Origin of the sequence: Collinsella sp. CLA-JM-H32B (assembly GCF_040098065.1) — a bacterium.
Classification (GTDB): Bacteria; Actinomycetota; Coriobacteriia; order Coriobacteriales; family Coriobacteriaceae; genus Collinsella.
In genome coordinates this window covers 202,067-221,027 of sequence record NZ_JBBNNA010000001.1, presented here as the reverse complement: position 1 = coordinate 221,027, position 18,961 = coordinate 202,067, and the positions used below count along the sequence as shown (strand labels likewise).

Below are 18,961 nucleotides of genomic sequence, written 5' to 3'. Positions count from 1 at the left end.
TGTCTTCACCGCGTATGCACGCATGGACAACGCTTCAGAAAGGCTACGCTATGCAGCGCGACGCATCGGACACTCGCGTCAATCCAGACCTCATCCTCAAGGCAATTGAGAAAGACGAGGTCGCCGATGACACTCGAACCAGCCGGGGACACCTCAAGATTTTCTTTGGCTACGCTGCTGGCACAGGCAAAACCTATGCGATGCTTCAAGCCGCCCACGCCGCCAAGCGGCGAGGTGTCGACGTCGTCGCGGGATACATCGAGCCGCACGAACGTCCGGCAACTGCCCATCTTGCACAAGGGCTTGAGAACGTGCCCTGTAAACTCATCGAGCACAACGGCATTGCGCTCAGCGAGTTCGATCTAGATGCGGCTATCGAACGCGCCCCTCAGCTCATCCTTGTCGACGAGCTCGCCCATACAAATGCGCCGGGGTCTCGCCACGACAAACGCTATCAAGACGTCGAGGAACTTCTACATGCGGGCATCGACGTCTATACGACCGTGAACGTTCAGCATATCGAGAGCCTAAACGACATGGTTGCATCCATCACCGGCGTTGTCGTGAGCGAACGAATCCCCGACCGTATCTTCGATGATGCCGACCAGGTCGAGCTCGTCGACATAGAGCCCGAAGACCTACTTGAGCGCCTTCGTGCCGGCCTCGTCTACCGTCCCGCACAAGCCGACCGAGCGCAACAGCATTTTTTTACCGTCGAGAACCTCACCGCACTCCGAGAAATCGCGCTGCGCCGCTGCGCCGATCGCACCGGTCACCTCACAGACGCCGCACGCGTGCTGGGAAACCGTGACTACTACACCAGGGAGCGTATCTTAGTCTGTGTCTCCCCGGCGCCGACCAATCCCCGCATCGTCCGTGCCGCCGCACGCATGGCGAAAGCGTTTCGCAGCGAGCTCGTCGCCCTGTTCGTAGAGAGCCCGCGCACGCAAGCCATGAGCGATGATGAGCGCGCCAAGCTTGCAGCCAATATCGCCCTAGCCGAGCAGCTCGGAGCACATATGGAAACCGTCTATGGCGACGACATCGCGTTTCAGATCTCCGAGTTCGCACGCCTGTCGGGTATTTCGAAGATCGTCATGGGGCGCACGGGCGAGCGCAGCAGCGTCCGTCAGGCCCTCTTCGGCCGCAAATCTCTCGTAGAACAGCTCATAACATTCGCCCCGAACCTCGACATTTACATCATTCCAGAACAGTCGACTCCGCCCTCCCGACCCAAAGGACGCCGCCATGCGCTCGCCCTGCAGCCGCCCAGCAGCCGAAACGTGCTTCGCACGCTGGCCCTCTCTCTTGCCGCCACGGCGATCGGCACGGCTTTCCGCCATCTGGGATTTGCCGATTCCAGCATCATATCCCTCTATATCTTCACGGCCCTGCTGACCGCCGTCACCACGACGGGGCGTATCTGCACGATCGTATCGAGCGTGCTCTCTGTAGTGCTTTACAACTTCTGCTTCGTCACGCCTCTGTTTTCGCTCGCCAGCTACGACCGAAGCTATCTGGTCACGTTCGGCATCATGTTCGCCACCGCTATGGTCGCCGGCGAGTTAACTGCGCGCATCGCCGACAACGCCCGTACATCCGCCGAGAACGCATTCAAAACGCGCGTACTCCTCGAAACGAACCAGCTCTTGCAGCAAGCCCATAGCGCGGAGGAGTGCGCCCGCGTCGCCATGAACCAACTCGTCAAACTGCTAAAACTCGACGTGGTCTTCTACCCCGCCGAACACGGCACGCTCGGCAAGGCGCTCTATGAGTCCGCTGGCACCGAAAACCGATCCGCGTCGCTGCTCACCGACTACGAGCGCGCCGTTGCAACCTGGACCTACGCCAACAACAAGCGCGCGGGCGCAAGCACGCGGACCCTGCCTGAGGCGCACTGTCTCTACCTCGCGGTTCGCACCGGCGACAAGGTATTCGGTGTCATCGGCATCGCCCTGGAGGGGCGCGAGATCGAAGCCTTCGAGCATTCGATCGTCCTATCTATCGTGGGTGAATGCGCCTTGGCGCTCGAAAGCGACCGGGCGGCGCAAGAGCGCGAAGAGGCTGCGGTCTTGGCGAAAAACGAGCAGCTGCGCGCCAACCTTTTGCGCTCCATCGGCCACGATTTGAGGACACCCCTCACGGCTATATCCGGATCTGCGGCAATCCTTCGGAAGAGCGACGAGAAGCTCAGCCTCGAACAACGCTGCGATCTTGCCGATGCCATCTACGACGACTCCCTCTGGCTTATCGATACCGTGGAGAACCTCCTCGCCATCACACGCGTCGAGGACGGCACCATTCGCCTCAACTTAACATCCGAGCTTATCGACGAGGTCATCGAGGCCGCCCTCAGCCATGTCGCCCAAGCATCGCATGGACGCGCCGTCACCATCGAGCACACTGACGACATCCTGCTGGTACGCATCGACGTCCATCTCATCATGCAGGTGCTTACGAATCTCATCATGAACGCCTTCAAATACACGCCCGAGGACTCGACTGTCACCATCAGCGCACGTCGCGAGGGTGCGTTCGTCGTGGTGGACGTCGCAGACGATGGGCCGGGTGTGGCAGACTGCGACAAGCCTCATATCTTTGAGCGCTTCTTCACCTCAAGCGATACGCGGCCCGTGGATTCACGCCGAAGCATCGGCCTTGGGCTGTCGCTCTGCCGCTCCATCGTGGAGGCGCATGGCGGCGTCATCGAAGTTCGCGACAACCACCCCCATGGGGCCGTCTTCCGTTTTACCCTGCCCGCCGAGGAGATCGAGATTCATGAATAATGCCGCTAAGCCACGCATCCTCCTGGTCGAAGATGACCTGACCGTTCAAAACCTCGTTTCGACCGCGCTTGACCTCCACGGCTATGTCGTCAGCAAGGTATGCAACGGCCAGGCCGCCATCATGGATGCGGTGTCGCACGGCCCCAGCCTCATCATGCTCGACCTCGGCCTTCCCGACATTGACGGTATCGAGGTCATCACGAAGATCCGAAGCTGGTCGGCAGTCCCCATTATCGTCATTTCGGCGCGCACCGAAGATTCCGACAAGATTGCAGCACTTGACGCAGGGGCAGACGACTACCTCACCAAGCCCTTTTCTGTGGATGAGTTGCTCGCGCGCGTCCGTGCGAATTTGAGGCGCTCCTCGATGGCGTCGAGCGAGTCGACAGAAGCGAGCACGTTTGACAACGGTCCGCTGCATATCGACTACGCCGCGGGATACGCGACGAAAGACGGACGCGAGCTCTCGCTCACCCCAACCGAGTACAAATTGCTCGTCCTTCTGGCGAAAAACGTCGACAAGGTGCTCACCCACACCTTCATCACCCGCGAGATATGGGGCACGAGCTGGGACAGCGATCTGGCGAGCCTGCGCGTGTTCATGCGCACCCTGCGCAAGAAGATCGAGGCAGACCCCTCTCACCCCAAGATGATTCAGACGCACATGGGCGTCGGGTACCGCATGCAGCGTCTCTAGCCCACCCCACAAAAGTGAAAAACGCCCCGCGAACGGATGCTCGCGAGGCGCTTAGATGTCTGGGCCTTACTTGATACCGCGGCCCAAGTCTTCGGCGATTTTGTCGACGCCTTTCAGCGCGGCGCACGTCTTTTTGTTGGAGCAATGCCCCGTGCAAACGCCACCCTGAGCGCAGTCGGCGCAGGTGCCCTTGTGGTAGATGCGCACGCATACCGCGACAAACGCAACGCCGATAACAGCCAGTACAACAATATCGATAGGTGCCATAGCAAGCCTCCTCTAGTTAACCACCACTTACTTTACCCCATTCTCCACCTACCAAAAAGGGACAGGTTTATTTTGGTCGGTTTTATCTGCGGAAACGCCACATCTCCCCCACCAAAAAGCCCGAGTGTCGCTGGGACACCCGGGCTCGTGAAAAGGGGCTAATCCTTATTCGGACTTAAGCGGAAACTGCGGCGGAAGCAGTGTTGGTCTCGTCCTCGTCGGTCCATGCATGTTTGGGCATGGGGCGGAAGATCTGGAAGAGCATCGCAACCAGCAGCACAATGGCCACAATCGTCCAGATACCAAATTGTCCAAGAACAAGCAAGTTGTAGAACTGGTTGATGAACAGGCCGATCACCCAAGCGAAGGCGCACTCGTAACCGATGGCGATCGCAGTCCACTTGCCGGAATCCATCTGGTTGCGGATGGTGCCAATGGCGGCAAAGCACGGAGCGCACAGCAGGTTGAAGGCGCCGAAGGCAACGCAAGCGCCCATGGTGGGGAACATGCCGGCAAACGCGGTCCACAGGCTCGGGTCGGTCTCGCCCGCGTCGGCGACGGACAGCAGCGAGCCGGCGGTGGCGACGACGTTCTCCTTGGCGACGAGGCCAGAGACAGTCAGCGCGGTGGCCTGCCAGGTGCTAAAGCCGAGCGGGGCGAAGATCCAAGCGACCAGGTTGCCCAGCATGGCAAGCACGGAGTAGTCCATAAACTCCTCGGGGATGCCGTCCATCGCAGGCAGGAAGCCAAAGGAACCGTTATAGCTACCAAAGTTGGAGAGGAACCAAACGACGACGGTGGACGCAAAGATGACCGTGCCGGCCTTCTTGATAAAGGCCCAGCAGCGCTCCCACACGTGCAGCGCCCAGGAACGGATCGCCGGGAAGTGGTAGGCAGGAAGCTCCATGACAAACGGGGTCGGACGGCCGGCGAAGAGCTTGGTCTTCTTGAGCATGAGGCCCGAGGCGATGACGGCAAAGACGCCCAGGAAGTAGAAAAGCGGGCTGATCCATGCGGCCGTGGTGGAAGAATCGCCAATGATGGAGCCCATGAGCAGGGCGATGATCGGCAGCTTGGCGCCGCAGGGGATGAACGTGGTGGTCATGACCGTCATGCGGCGGTCCTTCTCGTTCTCGATGGTCTTGGTGGCCATGACGCCGGGGACGCCGCAGCCTGAGGACACGAGCATGGGGATGAACGACTTACCGGACAGGCCAAAGCGGCGGAACACGCGGTCCATGATAAAGGCGACGCGGGCCATGTAGCCGCAGTCCTCCAGGAAGGACAGCATCACGAACAGCAGGAACATCTGCGGCACAAAGCCGAAGATGGCGCCCAGGCCGCCAACGATACCGTCGCAGACCAGCGAATCGACCAGGCCACCGTCCTCGGTGCCACCCGCCACGAGGGCGTCGTGCACCATGGTGGTGATACCCGGGACATAGGGGCCGTACTGTGCCGGGTCGACCGAGTCGGCGTCGTCACCCGCGGCCTCGACAGCCTCATCGTAAGCATCGCGGCCCTGACCGAGCACATACCAACCGTCGGTGCCAAAGAGCTGATCGTTGGTGAAGTCGGTCACCGTTCCGCCCAGGGTGGAAACGGCGATGTAGTACACGCAGAACATGATGACCACAAAGATCGGCAGGCCCAGGATACGGTTGGTAACCACACGGTCGATCTTCTCGGAGGTGCTCATCTTGGCCGGGGCCTTGGTCAGGCACTCGTCGATGATGTGTGCGATCACGCCGTAGCGCTCACCGGTGATGATGGACTCGGCGTCATCGTCGCAGTCCTGCTCGCACTGGGCGACCAGCTGCTCCACGCGAGCGGCCTTCTCCTTGGTGAGGTTGATGAGCTTGCAGGCGTCCGCGTCGCGCTCAAACAGTTTGACGGTGTAGTAGCGACGCTTGTTGGCGGGAACGCTCGCCGGAAGGTTGTTCTCGATGTGCGTCAGAACGTCCTCGATGGAGGAGTCGAACTTGTGCTCCGGCACCTGGCCCTTGGAGGCAGCGGACTTTTTGACCTGCTCGAACAGCTCCGTGATGCCCTTGTTCTTAAGGGCCGAGATCATCATGACCGGGCAGCCGAGCTTCTTGGAGAGCTTGTCCGTGTCGATCTTGTCGCCGTTCTTCTCGACCAAGTCGGCCATGTTGAGGGCGACGACCACGGGCAGGCCGGTCTCGATGACCTGAAGCGCCAGGTACAGGTTGCGCTCGAGGTTGGTGGCGTCGACAACCTGGACGACCACATCGGGCTCGCCGCTCATGAGGTAATCGCGCGAGCACTGCTCCTCGGGGCTGTAGGGGGAAAGCGAGTAGATGCCGGGGAGGTCCGTGATGGTAACGTTCTTGTCGCTTAGGAGCTTGGCTTCCTTTTTCTCAACCGTGACGCCGGGCCAGTTGCCAACGTAGCCGTTGGCGCCGGTGATCAGGTTGAAAAGCGTGGTCTTGCCGCAGTTGGGGTTACCCGCCAGCGCGACATGGATCTGAGAATCCGCCATTCAATCCTTCTTCCTTGTGTGCCTGCGCTGCTTTCTCCGCGCAGGCTGGATAATGTGCTTCAAAGTTGCTGCATTAAGTTAGAAATACCTAACTTTATCTGCAGAAATATACGCCGCGAGCCCTACTGGACCTCGACGACAGCCGCCTCCTCCTTGCGGATGGAAAGCTCGTAGCCGCGCACGTTGATCTCGACCGGATCACCGAGCGGTGCAACCTTCACGACCTTGAACGAAGTGCCCTTGATGAGCCCCAGGTCCATAAGGTGGCGGCGAAGCGCACCCTCACCGTGAAGCTTGACGATGGTGGAGCTCTCGCCCACCTTAACGTCACCCAACGTCTTCATCCTCTTGTCCCCCTTTCGGTTTTTATGAAATGCTGCAGACTAACCGACGGTCATGATGTGCATGGCAACCTTGGAATCGATGCCAAAGCGTGCGCCCAGCACCGTGACGATGATATTGGCGCCACTCGAGCTCACCACGTGGATTTCGTTGCCCTCGACAAAGCCGAGGTCCTTGAGGTGGTGTTTCATGTCCTCATTGCCCTTTACACGAGACACGCGCACGGTTTCGCCCGCTTTTACCATCGAAAGCGGTATGGCCGGCATCTGCGGTCCGCAAGACATGAGTTGCTCCTAACGTCAGTTCGTCCTCAACATCGACGTGATAAAAGTTAACCACGTCTATGTTCGCTTTAGTAAACTAGCACGTGGTTAACTTTTTGGAAAGGGTCTCTATTCAGTTTTCGAAAAAGTTTCCTATACGAAACAAAAAGGCGCGGCAAAGAGCTGTCCTTTGCCGCGTCCCGTCATGCTTAAAGCGAGAGGTTTCTAATCGACGTGACGCACGAGGCCTCATCCACGCCCGAAACGCGGAACACGATGTCCTCGCCACATTCGCCACAGAGTGCCATGAGCCCTATAACGTCGCGGCCATCGACATGACGATTGCCAATCGAAACCGACACGTCGCTACGATGCTTGGCGATAATGTCATAGAGCAGCGCAACCGGGCGGGCATGCAATCCCAACGGATCTTTAATCGTCTTTGTAAACTCGACCATGTCCCCTCCCACGACATCGCACATTCGGCCGGCAAAACCCAGCCACGTGGTAGATATTGTAGCGTTAGATGCTTGTCGAGAGCCCCTCTGAACACCTCGTGGTCAAAAAGTGGCAAATATGAGTACTGTCACCAATTTAGTAGCAGCAAAATCGAGAGCAAATTGCCTACTTTGAGCGATTCGAAGAGGTTGAAAGCCGTCAAACGCCCTTCAAAGGGGGTTAGATAAATTGATTTTGAGCCCATTTTGCTCAGAATAGGCCGAAAAATATGACACCTCTTTTGCAGCAGTACTCATATTTGGCATTTTTTGCCCACAGGGTCCAAAACCATGCCCCAAAACACAAAAGGAGGGGCCTCGTAAGGCCCCTCCCTAGGAAAGGGGATCGATTTATTCCACAGCCGCAGATTAATCCTAGCCGCTACTCCATCATGTCGAGGACGGAGGGGCGCAGCTCGCTCTCGGCAGCCTCGGGATCGGTCTCGCGCAGGCGGTTGATGTAGCGGTTGTACCACATCACGGCAAGGCCCAAGAAGACAACCACGCCGCCAACGTTGTAGACCAGCGTCAGCCACAGCGGCTGATCAAGCGGAATGGTGCCGCAGATAAGCACGAAGCAGAAGACCACGAGCAGGAAGGCGGCAACGACCAGGCCAAAGCTGCGCGAGCCCATGCGGAAGCCACGGGGAGCAGCATCGAAGTTCTTGCGCAGCATAAAGTAGGCAAGCAGGATCAGCAGCGGCGGGAGCAGAGCGGTGGCAGCCGTCATGTTGGTGACGATCATGAGCAGGTCGTCGAGGTTGCCGGAGCCCAGGGCCGGGATGATCAGGATGGGAACGACGATGGCGAACTGCAGCCAGGCAGCGCGGGCAGGAATGCCGTGCTCGTTGAGCTCGACGATCTTGCTACCAAAAACGCCCTTGGGGATCTCGGTGAAGAAAACCTTGATGGGAGCAGAGGTCCACATCATGAGGGAGCCCAGCGTGGCGGCGAGAAGGATCAAGCCGATGGCGCGCGTAGACACTTCCATGGGAATGCCAAAGTGGGCAAAGACAGCGCCGAATACGTCGAAGATACCGGTGGAGATGGCAACGCCGCCCTCGGGGATGAACAGGTTAACCAGCAGCGAAGCGCCTGCATACAGAAGGCCGATGGTCAGGCCGGCGATAACGACGGTGCGCACGAAGGCCTTGACGCCACCCTTAAGGTCGTTAAGGAACACGCCGACAGACTCAGCGCCGCCAACGCCCTGGATGATCCAGGCAAGCGTACCGAAGAAGCCCCACGCAGTTGCGAAGTTGCTCATGTCGGGAGCCATGTTAGCGGGAGTAGGAGCCGTAGCGAACTCAACGCCGCCAAAGGCAGCAGCCAGGGACAGCAGGATGAACACGGCGGTCAGGCCGAGAGCCGCGGTCGAACCGAAGGAGGAAATGGAGCCGATCCACTTAGCGCCCTTGGTCGAAACCCACGTGGCGATAGCAAAGACGACGATCTCGATAATGGTGATCCACAGCTGCGAAAGCTCGGCGTTGGCACCAAAGAACACGTAGCTCGCGTAGATGATGACGTTGGGCAGGACGGACGCAAAGAAGAACAGGTTAACGAACCAGTAGCTAAATGCCGTCAGGAACGCCCAGCGACCACCCATCGAGGTCTTAACCCATGCGTACACGCCAGACTCGGAGTCCTTGTTGAGGCCGACGAACTCGGCGGTAACCAGGGTATAGGGGACAAAGTACAAAAGCGTGGCAAAGAAGAACGACGGCGCGGCTGCCAAGCCAATGGCCGCGTTGTTGTTGATGATGTTCTTGATACCGAACACGGCGGCGACCGTCATGCCCAGCAGAGCGAACGAACCAATCGTTCCTCGTTTTTCAGAGCTCATAAGCCCTCCCAATCATCTATTAAATGTCATCTAAACCCGTCCGAGCTGCAAGTGCAAACACGGACGGTGCACCTGCTAAGGGGAATGGGGAAAAGGGAGTCAACAAAGCCATCCCCCTTAACGGCGCGAAGCAAACGTCCAGGCGGACGAATACTACTTGTTGGGGAAGGAATATCCTTCAACCGTCACGTGCAGTACCACGACGCGGGGATCCGCGGCATCAGCCACGACACGGTAGGCCTCGTCGATCTCGACGACGGCAACGCCGCCGGCAGGAATCGTCACGGTCTCCCCCGCTCCCTCAAAGCGCTCACGATCGTCGATATCGCTGTAGGCGCGCGTACAGGTAAGATCGGCCTTGGAAGCCACCTCAACGGTCAGATTGCCGTCGAGCGGGGCGAGCACGGCATGGTAGCGACGGTGACCGACCAGATCGGCAGTAGCCGCCTCGTGGGCGTTCACCCACCAATACACCAGCGAGTCGCCGATAGAGTACGCCACATCGTGCTGCAGTTCAGAAACGCCGTCGAGTGCCTGACCGGTACGCATCCACTTCTTGACGGACTTCATCTGGGCGTCGAAATCGGCACGCGAGTTAAAGATATGCATGACTTATGCCTCCTTAATGGGTGTCAGCGCCTGAGCCAGATCGGCAGACGTCAGCGGTCGCAGGGACACCTCAAAGCTGAAGCTCTCAAAACGGGTGCGATAGGAATCGAGCACCTCGGAACCCCAAGAGTTCGAGCCAAGGCCGAGCAGTTGGTCGTTGATGTTGACCGTGACCGTATCGCCCTTGACAAGGTCGTAGACGTGCTTGGCGTTATCGATGGCCTCGCAGCTATAGGGCCATGCCGAGAACGAGAACGGGTTGGAGGCAGCGTCAGCCGGACGAGTCACCAGTACGCCGTCACCGTGGCTAGAGCGCAGGGCAACCCAGCGGGTACCCTCGCGGTTGGCGCAGTCCTGAGGCATAACGTAGGGCGTGAACATATCGTCGACCGTGGTGCGGTAATGACCGACCGGGTTGGCGCGCAGCGAGTCCGGATAGTTCTCGCCCGGGCCGTGGCCATACCACTCGACGGCGCGATCGCAACCGGGGACCTCGAAGGAGATACCGATGCGCGGGATGATGTCCGAATAGTCACCGTAGGGCTCGCCGGAAACCTTGAGGTCGACGCGACCGCTCGGAAGCACGGTGTAGACGAGCTCGACGCGCATGCCGAACGCGCGGACGGGAGGAGCGATACGCTGGCTCACGGTAACGACGACCACATTGCCGTCCTGCTTCCAAGAAACCTTGCGGGTAGACGTCTGCATCACATCGATGAAGTTGTCCTTCCACAGGGAGTCATACTCCTGAGCGTGGTTGTCGACGAGCGGATGCCAAAAACCAACCTGGGGACCGGAGGCCATGACGTCGCGGCCGGATGCCTTCCACTCGCTCACGGTACCGTTTACCTTGCTGAAGGTCAGCTTGCCGTTGAGGGAGTGAATGCGGATCTCCTGCTCGGTCTCCTCGACCGTAAGCTCAGGATGAGTGGGAGCCGCGATGGCTGGCGCCGGATGGTTTGCGATGGCAAACTGGCTTGCGCCCAGTTGGAACATCGGCTCGCACCAGACGTGAGCGGCCATGGTGTAAGCGCGCACGGTCAGCAGGGTCTCCCCCACTGCGGCCTCGCGAATCACCAGTGGCAGCTGGACGGACTCGCCGGGGGCAACCGCACCGGGCATGAGCGTCTTGCGGCAGACCACGTCGCCGTCCACCAGGGTCTCGGCCGACAGGCAGACATCCTCGAGGGTGGTAAACCAACGCTTGTTAGTGACAGTCAGCTCGCCTGCCTCGGCGTCATAAGCCATGCGAACCGGGCAGATGACCTGACCATACTCAGTGAGGCCCGGGCTCGGCTGCTGCCAAGGGAACACCATGCCATCGATGCAGAAGTTGCTGTTGTTGGGATAATCGCCGTTGTCGCCACCATACATATCGTAGGCAACGCCGTCCTCGGTCACAGCAGCCAAACCGTGGTCGCACCATTCCCAGATAAACTGGCCTTGGATGCAATCCCAGCGATCGAAGACCTCCTGGTACTCGGACAGGCCTCCGGGGCCGTTGCCCATGGAGTGACCGTACTCGCAGTTGATGCGCGGCTTGGGGAATGGATGCTCACCAAAGTCGTTCATCTGCGACACACGGGAGTACATGGTGGAGATAACGTCGACGGTATCGGCGTTGCGATCCTCCTCGTAGTGGACCGGACGACCGTCGAGCTCGTGAGCCTTGGCGTACATCGCGCGGATGTTGCAGCCATAGCCGCTCTCGTTGCCCATCGACCACATAATGATGCAGGCGTGGTTGCGCTCCTGCATCACCAGGCGCTCAATGCGGTCGACGTAGGCCGGCTCCCATGCCGGGTCGTCGGTCACCAGGGCGATATTGCCGATATTCTCGAAGCCGTGGCTCTCCATATCGGTCTCGGCGACCAGCATGATGCCATACTCATCACACAGCTCGTAAAAGCGCGGGTCGTTGGCGTAATGGGACGTGCGCACCGCGTTGATGTTGTGTTGCTTCATGAGCTCCAGGTCGCGGCGCATGCGATCGAGGCCCACGGCGCGGCCCTTGTGATCGTCGTGATCGTGGCGGTTGACGCCATGCATCTTAAAGTAAGTGCCGTTGAGGTAGATATGATTGCCCTCGACCGTCACCTCGGCAAGACCCTGGCGATGCGGGACGTACTCGCTGACCTGATCACCGTCGTAGACCTCAAACGTAAGGTCATAGAGGAAGGGGTCCTCGGGATTCCAGAAGTGGGCATCGGTCACGCTGCACTCGGCATGGCCGTCGACGCACTCGCCCGTAGCCACCACGTTCTCGCCATCGCTGAGCGTAAACACGACGCGGGAAGCGCCCTCGGCCACCGTATCGAGCGTAATCAGAGCGGCATCGCCCTCGCGGTGCGTGCGGAACCTAAAGTCGACCAGGTGTGCGGCGGGACGCTGCATAAGGTACACATCGCGGAAGATGCCCGATGCCCACCACATGTCTTGGTCCTCGATATAGCTACCATCGCTGTACTGCAGAACCTTGACCGCAAACAGGTTGTCGCCCTCGACGAGCGCGTCGGTCACGTCGAACTCGGCAGACAGGCGCGAACCCTTGGTCATGCCGATAAACTGACCGTTGACGTACAGCTCGCCATAGCTCTCGATGCCGTCAAAGCGAATGATCTCGCGAGCGCCGGCAGGAACGGCGGGAAGGTTGACGATGCGCTGGTACACGCCCGTGGGATCGTCAGAGGGAACGAACGGCTGATCCACCGGGAACGGAAAACCCTCGTCGGTGTAGGCAAGGTTGCCATAGCCGTCCACCTGCCACAGGTGCGGAACCTCCACGTGATCCCACTCGGGCTTGTACGTGGAAAGCTCCTCATTAGAGACGGCAGCGGGGCCCTCAAAGAGGCGGAACTGCCACGAGCCGGACAGCTGGACAAACCCGCGCGACAGCTCGCGGCTGTACGTTGCAGCGAGATCGGCGGTCTCGTAACCCATAAAGTACGCATGGGGTGCCAGGCGGTTCCTGTGGGTGAGCGCTTGGTTTTCCCAATCGTTAATGGCGTCCATGGTGATGCTCCTTCGTCATCGTAGTGATTCTTGTGCAACCGGTTGTCCATATCTTACGGGCGATGCAAAAAACTGTGCAACCGGTTGTCCGCTGAACGGTCGATTTGGTCGGGTTAACGGTGCAACCGGTTGTACAACCGCGACACTTATGTCACCCTGAGTATCGAAACTCAGCGCAAGACATCGTTCTCAAGCTCGTAGGCAACCGCCACGCCCGCTGATATCTCACCCATACGAGACGTATTCGATTGCGGCTTGGTTGCAAAACGACACCGGTCACCGGATATCATGAACGCTGTTCAGGCGCACTATAGTAAGCTGTATCCGCACCAGCCCGTATCAGCGACAACATCGACCGCATTTTCCAGGAGACGCCATGACCCAACCAGTTCGCACCGCACCTACGCTTGCCGAGGTTGCCGCAGCTGCCGGCGTGTCGCGCTCCACGGCATCGCGCGCTCTCAACGATTCGCCCCGCATTAGCGAGGAAACCAAAAAGCGCGTCCGCGCGGCGGCCAAGGAAGTCAATTTTGTCCCCAACGCTCGTGGCCGAGCGCTCGCTGTCGGGCGCACGGAAATCATCGCCGTGCTCGTGACCGAGCCCCTGAGTGAACTCTTCAGCGACCCCACCTATAGCGAGTTTTTGAGCGGCATTACCGAGGAACTGTCGGAGTCGTCCTATCTGCCCGTTATCTTGCAGGCGTCTTCTACGCATGAGCGCAACCGCGCACGCGAGCACTTTGAGCGCCGCTCGTTCGACGCCGTGATCGACGTCTCCCCCTACAAGGGCAGCGAGCTGCTCGAGGTGCTGCGCGAGCTGGGCGTACCCACCGTGTTGTGCGGCCAGCTCGAGGGCCACCCCTATCGCGATGTGTTCTCGACAGTCTACTCTGACGACGAAGAGGGCGGACACTTTGCGGCACTCGCCATGAAGGAACGCGGGCGCAAAGATATCGTCGCCGTGTTGGGACCGCAAGACAACCCCGCCGTTGTCGACCGCCTGCGCGGCTACCGCGCCGTCTTGGGCGAAGACCTCCCAGACGCAAACGTTATCTATACCGGCTGGAACAACGGAGACGGCTATCAGGCCATGCACCAGATCCTCGCGCGCGAGATTGCTTTCGATGGCGTGCTCTGCGGATCGGACCGTATCGCGGCTGGCGTCATCACCGCACTCAACGAGGCAGGCCTATCCGTTCCGGCGGACATTTCTGTCGTCGGCTTCGACGATCACGAGATTGCGACGCGCTGCGTCCCCGCGCTCACGACCGTCCGCCAGCCCCTGCGCGAAGAAGGCCACATGGCCGCCAACATTGCGCTCGACATGATCAAGGGTGCCGAGCCCACCACCTCCGTGATGCACATGCAGCTGATCCAGAGAGACTCGCTATAAGAAATTGGGGCAGGCTTTCCGCCAGACAGTTGTTACGGAAAGCCTGCCCCGTTTTGAGTGCTCATTCTGGGGCACAGTTTCCGTTAGACAGCTCAACCGGAAACTGTGCCCCATTATTTTGCCGAATTCTGGGTCGCACTTTCCGCGACGCCCGGTCATCCCATGCCTTCACAATCTCGGCGTATAAAAAACGAGGGAAGGCACACGTCCTTCCCTCGTTGAAGCAATATGAGCCGCTCGCCTACATCAGGCGCAGGCTGACGTCCTTGAGCTGGGCGCCGCTAACGGCACTCGGGGCGCCCGACATGAGGTCGGAGCCGCTGGCCGTCTTGGGGAACGCCATGACGTCGCGGATGGAGTCGGAGCCGGTGAGCAGCATGCACACGCGGTCCAGGCCCAGAGCGAAACCGCCCATCGGGGGCGCACCAAACTTGAGGGCCTCCATGAGGAAGCCGAACTGCGACTCGGCGCGCTCCTCGGTAAAGCCCAGGAGCTTGAGCATGGACATCTGCGTCTCGGCGTTGTGGATACGCATACCACCGCCGCCGGCCTCAAAGCCGTCCATGACAAAGTCGTAGGTGCACGAACCGGCTGCCAGCGGATCGGCCTCGATCTTGGCGATGTCGGTCTCGGTCGGCAGGGTAAAGGGCTGGTGCTCGGCAGCATAGGCCTTGCGATCCTCGTCCCAATGGAACAGCGGGAAGTTGACGACCCACAGGAAGTCGTGACCCTCGCGCTTGATCTCGAGCGCATTGGCCATATGCGAACGCATGCCGCCCAGAATCTCGTCGGAGAGCAGGCGCGGGCCGGCAGCGAACATCACAAGGTCGCCGGGCTCGACGTCCATGCGCTCGCGCAGAGCCGCCATCTCCTCGTCCGAGAAGAACTTGACGATGGGGCTGTTGATGGAGCCGTCCTCGCGGAAGGCGATCCATGCCAGGCCCTTGGCGCCAAACGTGGAAGCCACGCCGGCGAGCTTATCGATCTTGGCACGTGCCCAGGCGCCGGCGCCCTTGGCGTTGATGGCCTTGACGACAGAGCCCTCCTCGTTCGCAGCGGTCGCGAAGACCTTGAACTTGGAGTTGGCAAAGATGTCGGTCAGGTCGACCAGGTGCATGCCGTAGCGGGTATCGGGCTTGTCGGAGCCATAGGTGTCCATGGCCTCCCAGTAGTTCATGCGACGCAGCGGCGTGGGCATCTCGACACCCATGCGACCGAAGGCATCGGCAAGAACCTCTTCGAGCGCGCTCATGACATCGTTCTGGTCCACGAAGGACATCTCGATATCGACCTGGGTGAACTCGGGCTGACGGTCGGCGCGCAGATCCTCGTCGCGGAAGCACTTGGCAACCTGGTAGTAGCGCTCGACGCCTCCGACCATAAGCAGCTGCTTCAGGAGCTGCGGGGACTGCGGCAGGGCGTAGAAGTTGCCCGGCTGGATGCGGCTGGGGACGATGAAGTCGCGGGCGCCCTCGGGAGTGGACTTGAACAGGGAGGGCGTCTCGACCTCCATGAACTCACGGTTGTGCAGCGCCTCGCGAATGGCAAAGGTAAAGTCGGAGCGCAGCTTGAGGTTGGCCATCATCTCGGGACGACGGAGGTCCAGATAGCGATAACGCAGACGGGTGTCCTCGCTGGTCTCGATGCCGTCCTCGATCTGGAACGGCGGGGTGACGGACGTGTTGAGTACCTCGGCGTGGTCGGTCAGGACCTCGATCTCGCCGGTCGCGAGCTTGGTGTTGGTGGTCTCCTCGCCACGAGCGCGCACGACGCCGTGGATCTTGATGGGCCACTCGGGACGCATGGTCTCGGCGATCTTAAAGGCATCGCCGTCGGAGTGCTCGGGGTCGAAGGTGAGCTGCGTAATGCCCTCGCGGTCGCGAAGGTCGCAGAAGATAAGGCCGCCGTGGTCGCGGCGACGGCTCACCCAACCGGTGAGGGTGACCTCTTCGCCCACGTTCTCGAAGCGAAGCTCGCCGCAGGTACGGGTGTGCATGGAATGCTCATCGATGGGACGGGTCTGGCTCATACCAGTGATCCTCCTTTATGGATCTGTGCCGCCCCGTGTCGTTCCGGGCGGCGTCGTACAGATTTGCCCAGCCTGCGTAAACCGCGCAGCCGGACATGGCGTTCTATCTTATCGCACCCACGTCGATGTACCGCGAAAAAGTAACTCTTGCCCAAAGACTTGACGGAGACGAAACAATTGACGCGGCCTGGCCGTCGCCCAGGCGCGCCGCGTGCGACAATGTGCCCCAATACAACTGCACTCGGAAAGGCCCGCCATGACTGCACGCCTCATCGTTATGGATATCGACTCCACGCTCATCAACCAGGAAGTCATCGACCTGTTGGGCGAGGAAGCCGGCGTGGGAGAGCAAGTTGCACAGATCACCGAACGCGCCATGCGCGGCGAGCTCGACTTTAAGCAGGCGCTCGAGGAGCGCGTGGGGCTGCTCGCCGGCCTGGACGAGAGCGTGTTCGAGCGCACCTTTGAGCGTGTGACATTTACCCCCGGCGCACTGGAGCTTGTGCGCTCGGCGCACAGCAAGGGCTGGAAGGTCGGCGTGGTAAGCGGCGGCTTTCACGAGGTCGCTGACAAGATCGTGGCTGCCGCGGGTATCGACTTTTGCCTGGCCAATCGTCTGGAGGTCGTGGACGGCAAGCTCACCGGTAAGCTGGCTGCCGACATTGTGACCAAGGAGTCCAAGCTCATCCAGCTGCTGGACTGGGCAGTTGAGTGCGGCGTCGATATGGCACACACGGTCGCTATTGGCGACGGGGCAAACGACATCCCCATGATCCAGGCCGCGGGCACTGGCATCGCGTTTTGCGCCAAGCCCAAGACGCGCGAGGCAGCCCCGTTTACCATCGACGAGCGCAACCTGATGCTCGCCATGGACATCATCCTGCGCGACTAGCCGATCTGTCTAACAATTGAATCAGTCCGTCCTATAGTTTCCGAACAATTTTGTCTTTGTGTTCGGAAACATACCCTTTGAGTGCTAGACTTTGCGCCGTCGAAGGGAACATATATGGATAAGCGAGATCTTGAGCAGCTGCTGAGCGATGTTGCCGGCGGATCAGTCACCCCTGCCGATGCCCTTACGCGCATCCAGACGGCTCCGACCGCCGATTTGGGCTTTGCGCAGCTCGATCTTTCGCGCGGAGTGCGCCAGGGAGCCGGCGAGGTTGTCTACGGTGCCGGTAAAACCGCCGAGCAAATTGCCGCCATTATCAAAGCATTACTCGATGCAGACCAGGAGCGCATCCTGGTCACGCGCTTGGATGCCGAAAAAGCCGCGCGCACCGCTGAGCTTCTTGGCAACGACATCGACCTGGGATATGCCCCGGACGCCCAGCTCGCCCTGGTTGGTGGCAAGCCCTCCCCCACCGGCAACGGACGCGTTGTCGTCGCCTGCGCCGGCACGAGCGACCTGCCCGTCGCCGAAGAGGCGGCACTGACGGCCGAGTTCTACGGCAACGAGGTCGACCGCCTCTACGACGTAGGTGTCGCCGGCCTGCACCGCCTGCTCGCTCATGCTGAGGAACTTGCCCAGGCGCAGGTGATCATTGCCGTCGCCGGCATGGAGGGCGCGTTGGCGAGCGTTATCGGCGGCCTGGTGAGCTGTCCGGTCATCGCCGTCCCCACCAGCGTTGGCTATGGCGCAAGCTTTGGCGGCGTAGCCGCGCTGCTCGCCATGCTCAACTCCTGCGCCAGCGGCGTTTCGGTTGTCAACATCGATAACGGCTTTGGTGCCGCCTACCAGGCAAGTCTTATCAATCATCTGAGCGCCGGCACGCCCTGCGCCCGTTAAGGAGCATTCCATGTCCAACCATCAGCACACGCTTATCATCGACGGCACCTCGGGCATCAGCGGCGACATGACCGTCGCGGCCCTGCTCGACCTGGGCGCCAGCAAGGAGCATCTGCGCAAGCAGCTCGCCACGCTTCCGGTCGGCGGCTTTGAGATTGCCGTTACACGCGTAAACAAGCATGGCATCGACGCCTGCGACTTTGACGTTCAACTGGCAGAGGAGCTCGAGAACCATGACCACGACATGGCCTGGCTCTACGGCAACGAAGCGGGCACCGAGCACACACATGAGCATGAGCACCACCATCATGACCATGGCGAACACGAACACGAGCACTGCCACGAGCATGACCATGAGGCCCACGCCCATGAGCACGAGGATCACCATCACGCCCACCACCATCATCACCGCTCGCTAGCCGATGTCACCGAAATTATCGAGAATTCGCAGCTAAGCGATAGCGCCAAGCGTCGCGCTCTCGCCATCTTTACCGCGCTCGCTGCCGCCGAGGCCAAGGCACACGGCAAAACGCCCGAGACCGTCATGTTCCACGAGGTAGGCGCCATCGATTCCATCGTCGACGTCTGCTCGGTCGCCATCTGCCTCGATGACCTGGGCGTCGAGGATATTGTCGTCGAGTCTCTCTCCGAGGGTCACGGCACCATCCACTGTGCCCACGGCCTTATGCCCATCCCGGTGCCCGCCGTCGTCAACCTATGCCAAGCAGGCAATATCGCCCTCACGCCCGCACCGGTCGCCGGCGAGCTCGTGACGCCCACGGGCGCCGCTATCGTCGCCGCACTGCGCACGTCCGAGCACCTGCCCTCACGCTACCGCATCGAAGCCGTCGGCTACGGCGCCGGTAAGCGCCCTTACGAGGGCTGCTCCGGCACGCTCCGTTGCCTGCTTGTTCACGTAGATGCATAG

At 60.2% G+C, this 18,961-nt stretch carries 15 protein-coding genes; 6 read left to right on the top strand and 9 right to left on the bottom strand.

Annotated elements, in window-relative coordinates; genetic code table 11:
* Positions 1-50: 50 nt before the first annotated feature.
* Together AAA138_RS00930 and AAA138_RS00925 are read left to right on the top strand one after the other, a co-directional pair.
* Positions 51-2,786: a sensor histidine kinase KdpD gene (locus AAA138_RS00930; RefSeq protein ID WP_349089215.1), complete on the top strand. Its 2,736-nt coding sequence runs from the start codon at positions 51-53 to the stop codon at positions 2,784-2,786.
* Positions 2,779-3,483, top strand: a complete 705-nt coding sequence (locus AAA138_RS00925) for a response regulator transcription factor (RefSeq protein WP_117583373.1) — start codon at positions 2,779-2,781, stop codon at positions 3,481-3,483. The genes AAA138_RS00930 and AAA138_RS00925 overlap by 8 nt, the downstream gene beginning before the upstream one ends.
* A 66-nt stretch (positions 3,484-3,549) precedes the next feature.
* Here AAA138_RS00925 and AAA138_RS00920 read toward each other — a convergent pair whose 3' ends face one another.
* The 8 genes from AAA138_RS00920 to AAA138_RS00885 all read right to left on the bottom strand — a co-directional run bounded on the left by AAA138_RS00920 (position 3,550) and on the right by AAA138_RS00885 (position 12,822).
* A complete protein-coding gene (locus AAA138_RS00920; protein WP_349089214.1) occupies positions 3,550-3,750 on the bottom strand; it encodes a hypothetical protein in 201 nt (66 codons plus the stop codon).
* Positions 3,751-3,925: 175 nt separating this feature from the next.
* Positions 3,926-6,253 carry a ferrous iron transporter B gene (locus AAA138_RS00915; RefSeq protein WP_349089213.1) on the bottom strand — a complete coding sequence of 776 codons (2,328 nt, stop codon included), beginning with the start codon at positions 6,251-6,253 and terminating at the stop codon, positions 3,926-3,928.
* 122 nt (positions 6,254-6,375) lie between these two features.
* Entirely contained in the window at positions 6,376-6,597 is a 222-nt protein-coding gene (locus tag AAA138_RS00910; RefSeq protein ID WP_006234774.1) for a FeoA family protein, read from the bottom strand.
* 39 nt (positions 6,598-6,636) lie between these two features.
* The gene (locus AAA138_RS00905) at positions 6,637-6,879 is read right to left on the bottom strand and encodes a FeoA family protein (RefSeq protein WP_230308372.1); all 243 of its coding nucleotides are present in this window, start codon (positions 6,877-6,879) and stop codon (positions 6,637-6,639) included.
* 188 nt (positions 6,880-7,067) lie between these two features.
* Positions 7,068-7,316: an HPr family phosphocarrier protein gene (locus AAA138_RS00900; RefSeq protein ID WP_158558725.1), complete on the bottom strand. Its 249-nt coding sequence runs from the start codon at positions 7,314-7,316 to the stop codon at positions 7,068-7,070.
* 421 nt (positions 7,317-7,737) lie between these two features.
* Entirely contained in the window at positions 7,738-9,201 is a 1,464-nt protein-coding gene (locus AAA138_RS00895) for an amino acid permease (RefSeq protein ID WP_238022490.1), read from the bottom strand.
* Between the two features lie 153 nt (positions 9,202-9,354).
* Positions 9,355-9,810, bottom strand: coding sequence for a hypothetical protein (locus AAA138_RS00890; RefSeq protein WP_349089212.1), 456 nt, complete (start codon positions 9,808-9,810; stop codon positions 9,355-9,357).
* A 3-nt stretch (positions 9,811-9,813) separates the two neighbouring features.
* Positions 9,814-12,822: a glycoside hydrolase family 2 TIM barrel-domain containing protein gene (locus tag AAA138_RS00885; RefSeq protein WP_349089211.1), complete on the bottom strand. Its 3,009-nt coding sequence runs from the start codon at positions 12,820-12,822 to the stop codon at positions 9,814-9,816.
* A 376-nt stretch (positions 12,823-13,198) separates the two neighbouring features.
* On the opposite strand from AAA138_RS00885, the gene AAA138_RS00880 reads away from it, so the two are divergent.
* Complete coding sequence (locus AAA138_RS00880; protein WP_349089210.1) at positions 13,199-14,215, top strand: LacI family DNA-binding transcriptional regulator; 1,017 nt, start codon at positions 13,199-13,201, stop codon at positions 14,213-14,215.
* A gap of 241 nt (positions 14,216-14,456) precedes the next feature.
* Here the strand turns inward: AAA138_RS00880 and aspS are convergent, their stop codons facing one another.
* Positions 14,457-16,244 carry an aspartate--tRNA ligase gene (gene aspS / locus AAA138_RS00875; RefSeq protein WP_349089209.1) on the bottom strand — a complete coding sequence of 596 codons (1,788 nt, stop codon included), beginning with the start codon at positions 16,242-16,244 and terminating at the stop codon, positions 14,457-14,459.
* 256 nt (positions 16,245-16,500) lie between these two features.
* On the opposite strand from aspS, the gene serB reads away from it, so the two are divergent.
* The 3 genes from serB (at position 16,501) to AAA138_RS00860 (ending at position 18,961) form a co-directional block, all read left to right on the top strand.
* Positions 16,501-17,136, top strand: coding sequence for a phosphoserine phosphatase SerB (gene serB, locus AAA138_RS00870; protein ID WP_349089208.1), 636 nt, complete (start codon positions 16,501-16,503; stop codon positions 17,134-17,136).
* Positions 17,137-17,250: 114 nt separating this feature from the next.
* Positions 17,251-18,033 (top strand): nickel pincer cofactor biosynthesis protein LarB, encoded by a 783-nt coding sequence (larB, locus tag AAA138_RS00865; protein ID WP_349089207.1) that lies wholly within the window; start codon positions 17,251-17,253, stop codon positions 18,031-18,033.
* 10 nt (positions 18,034-18,043) lie between these two features.
* Positions 18,044-18,961 (top strand): LarC family nickel insertion protein, encoded by a 918-nt coding sequence (locus AAA138_RS00860; protein WP_349089206.1) that lies wholly within the window; start codon positions 18,044-18,046, stop codon positions 18,959-18,961.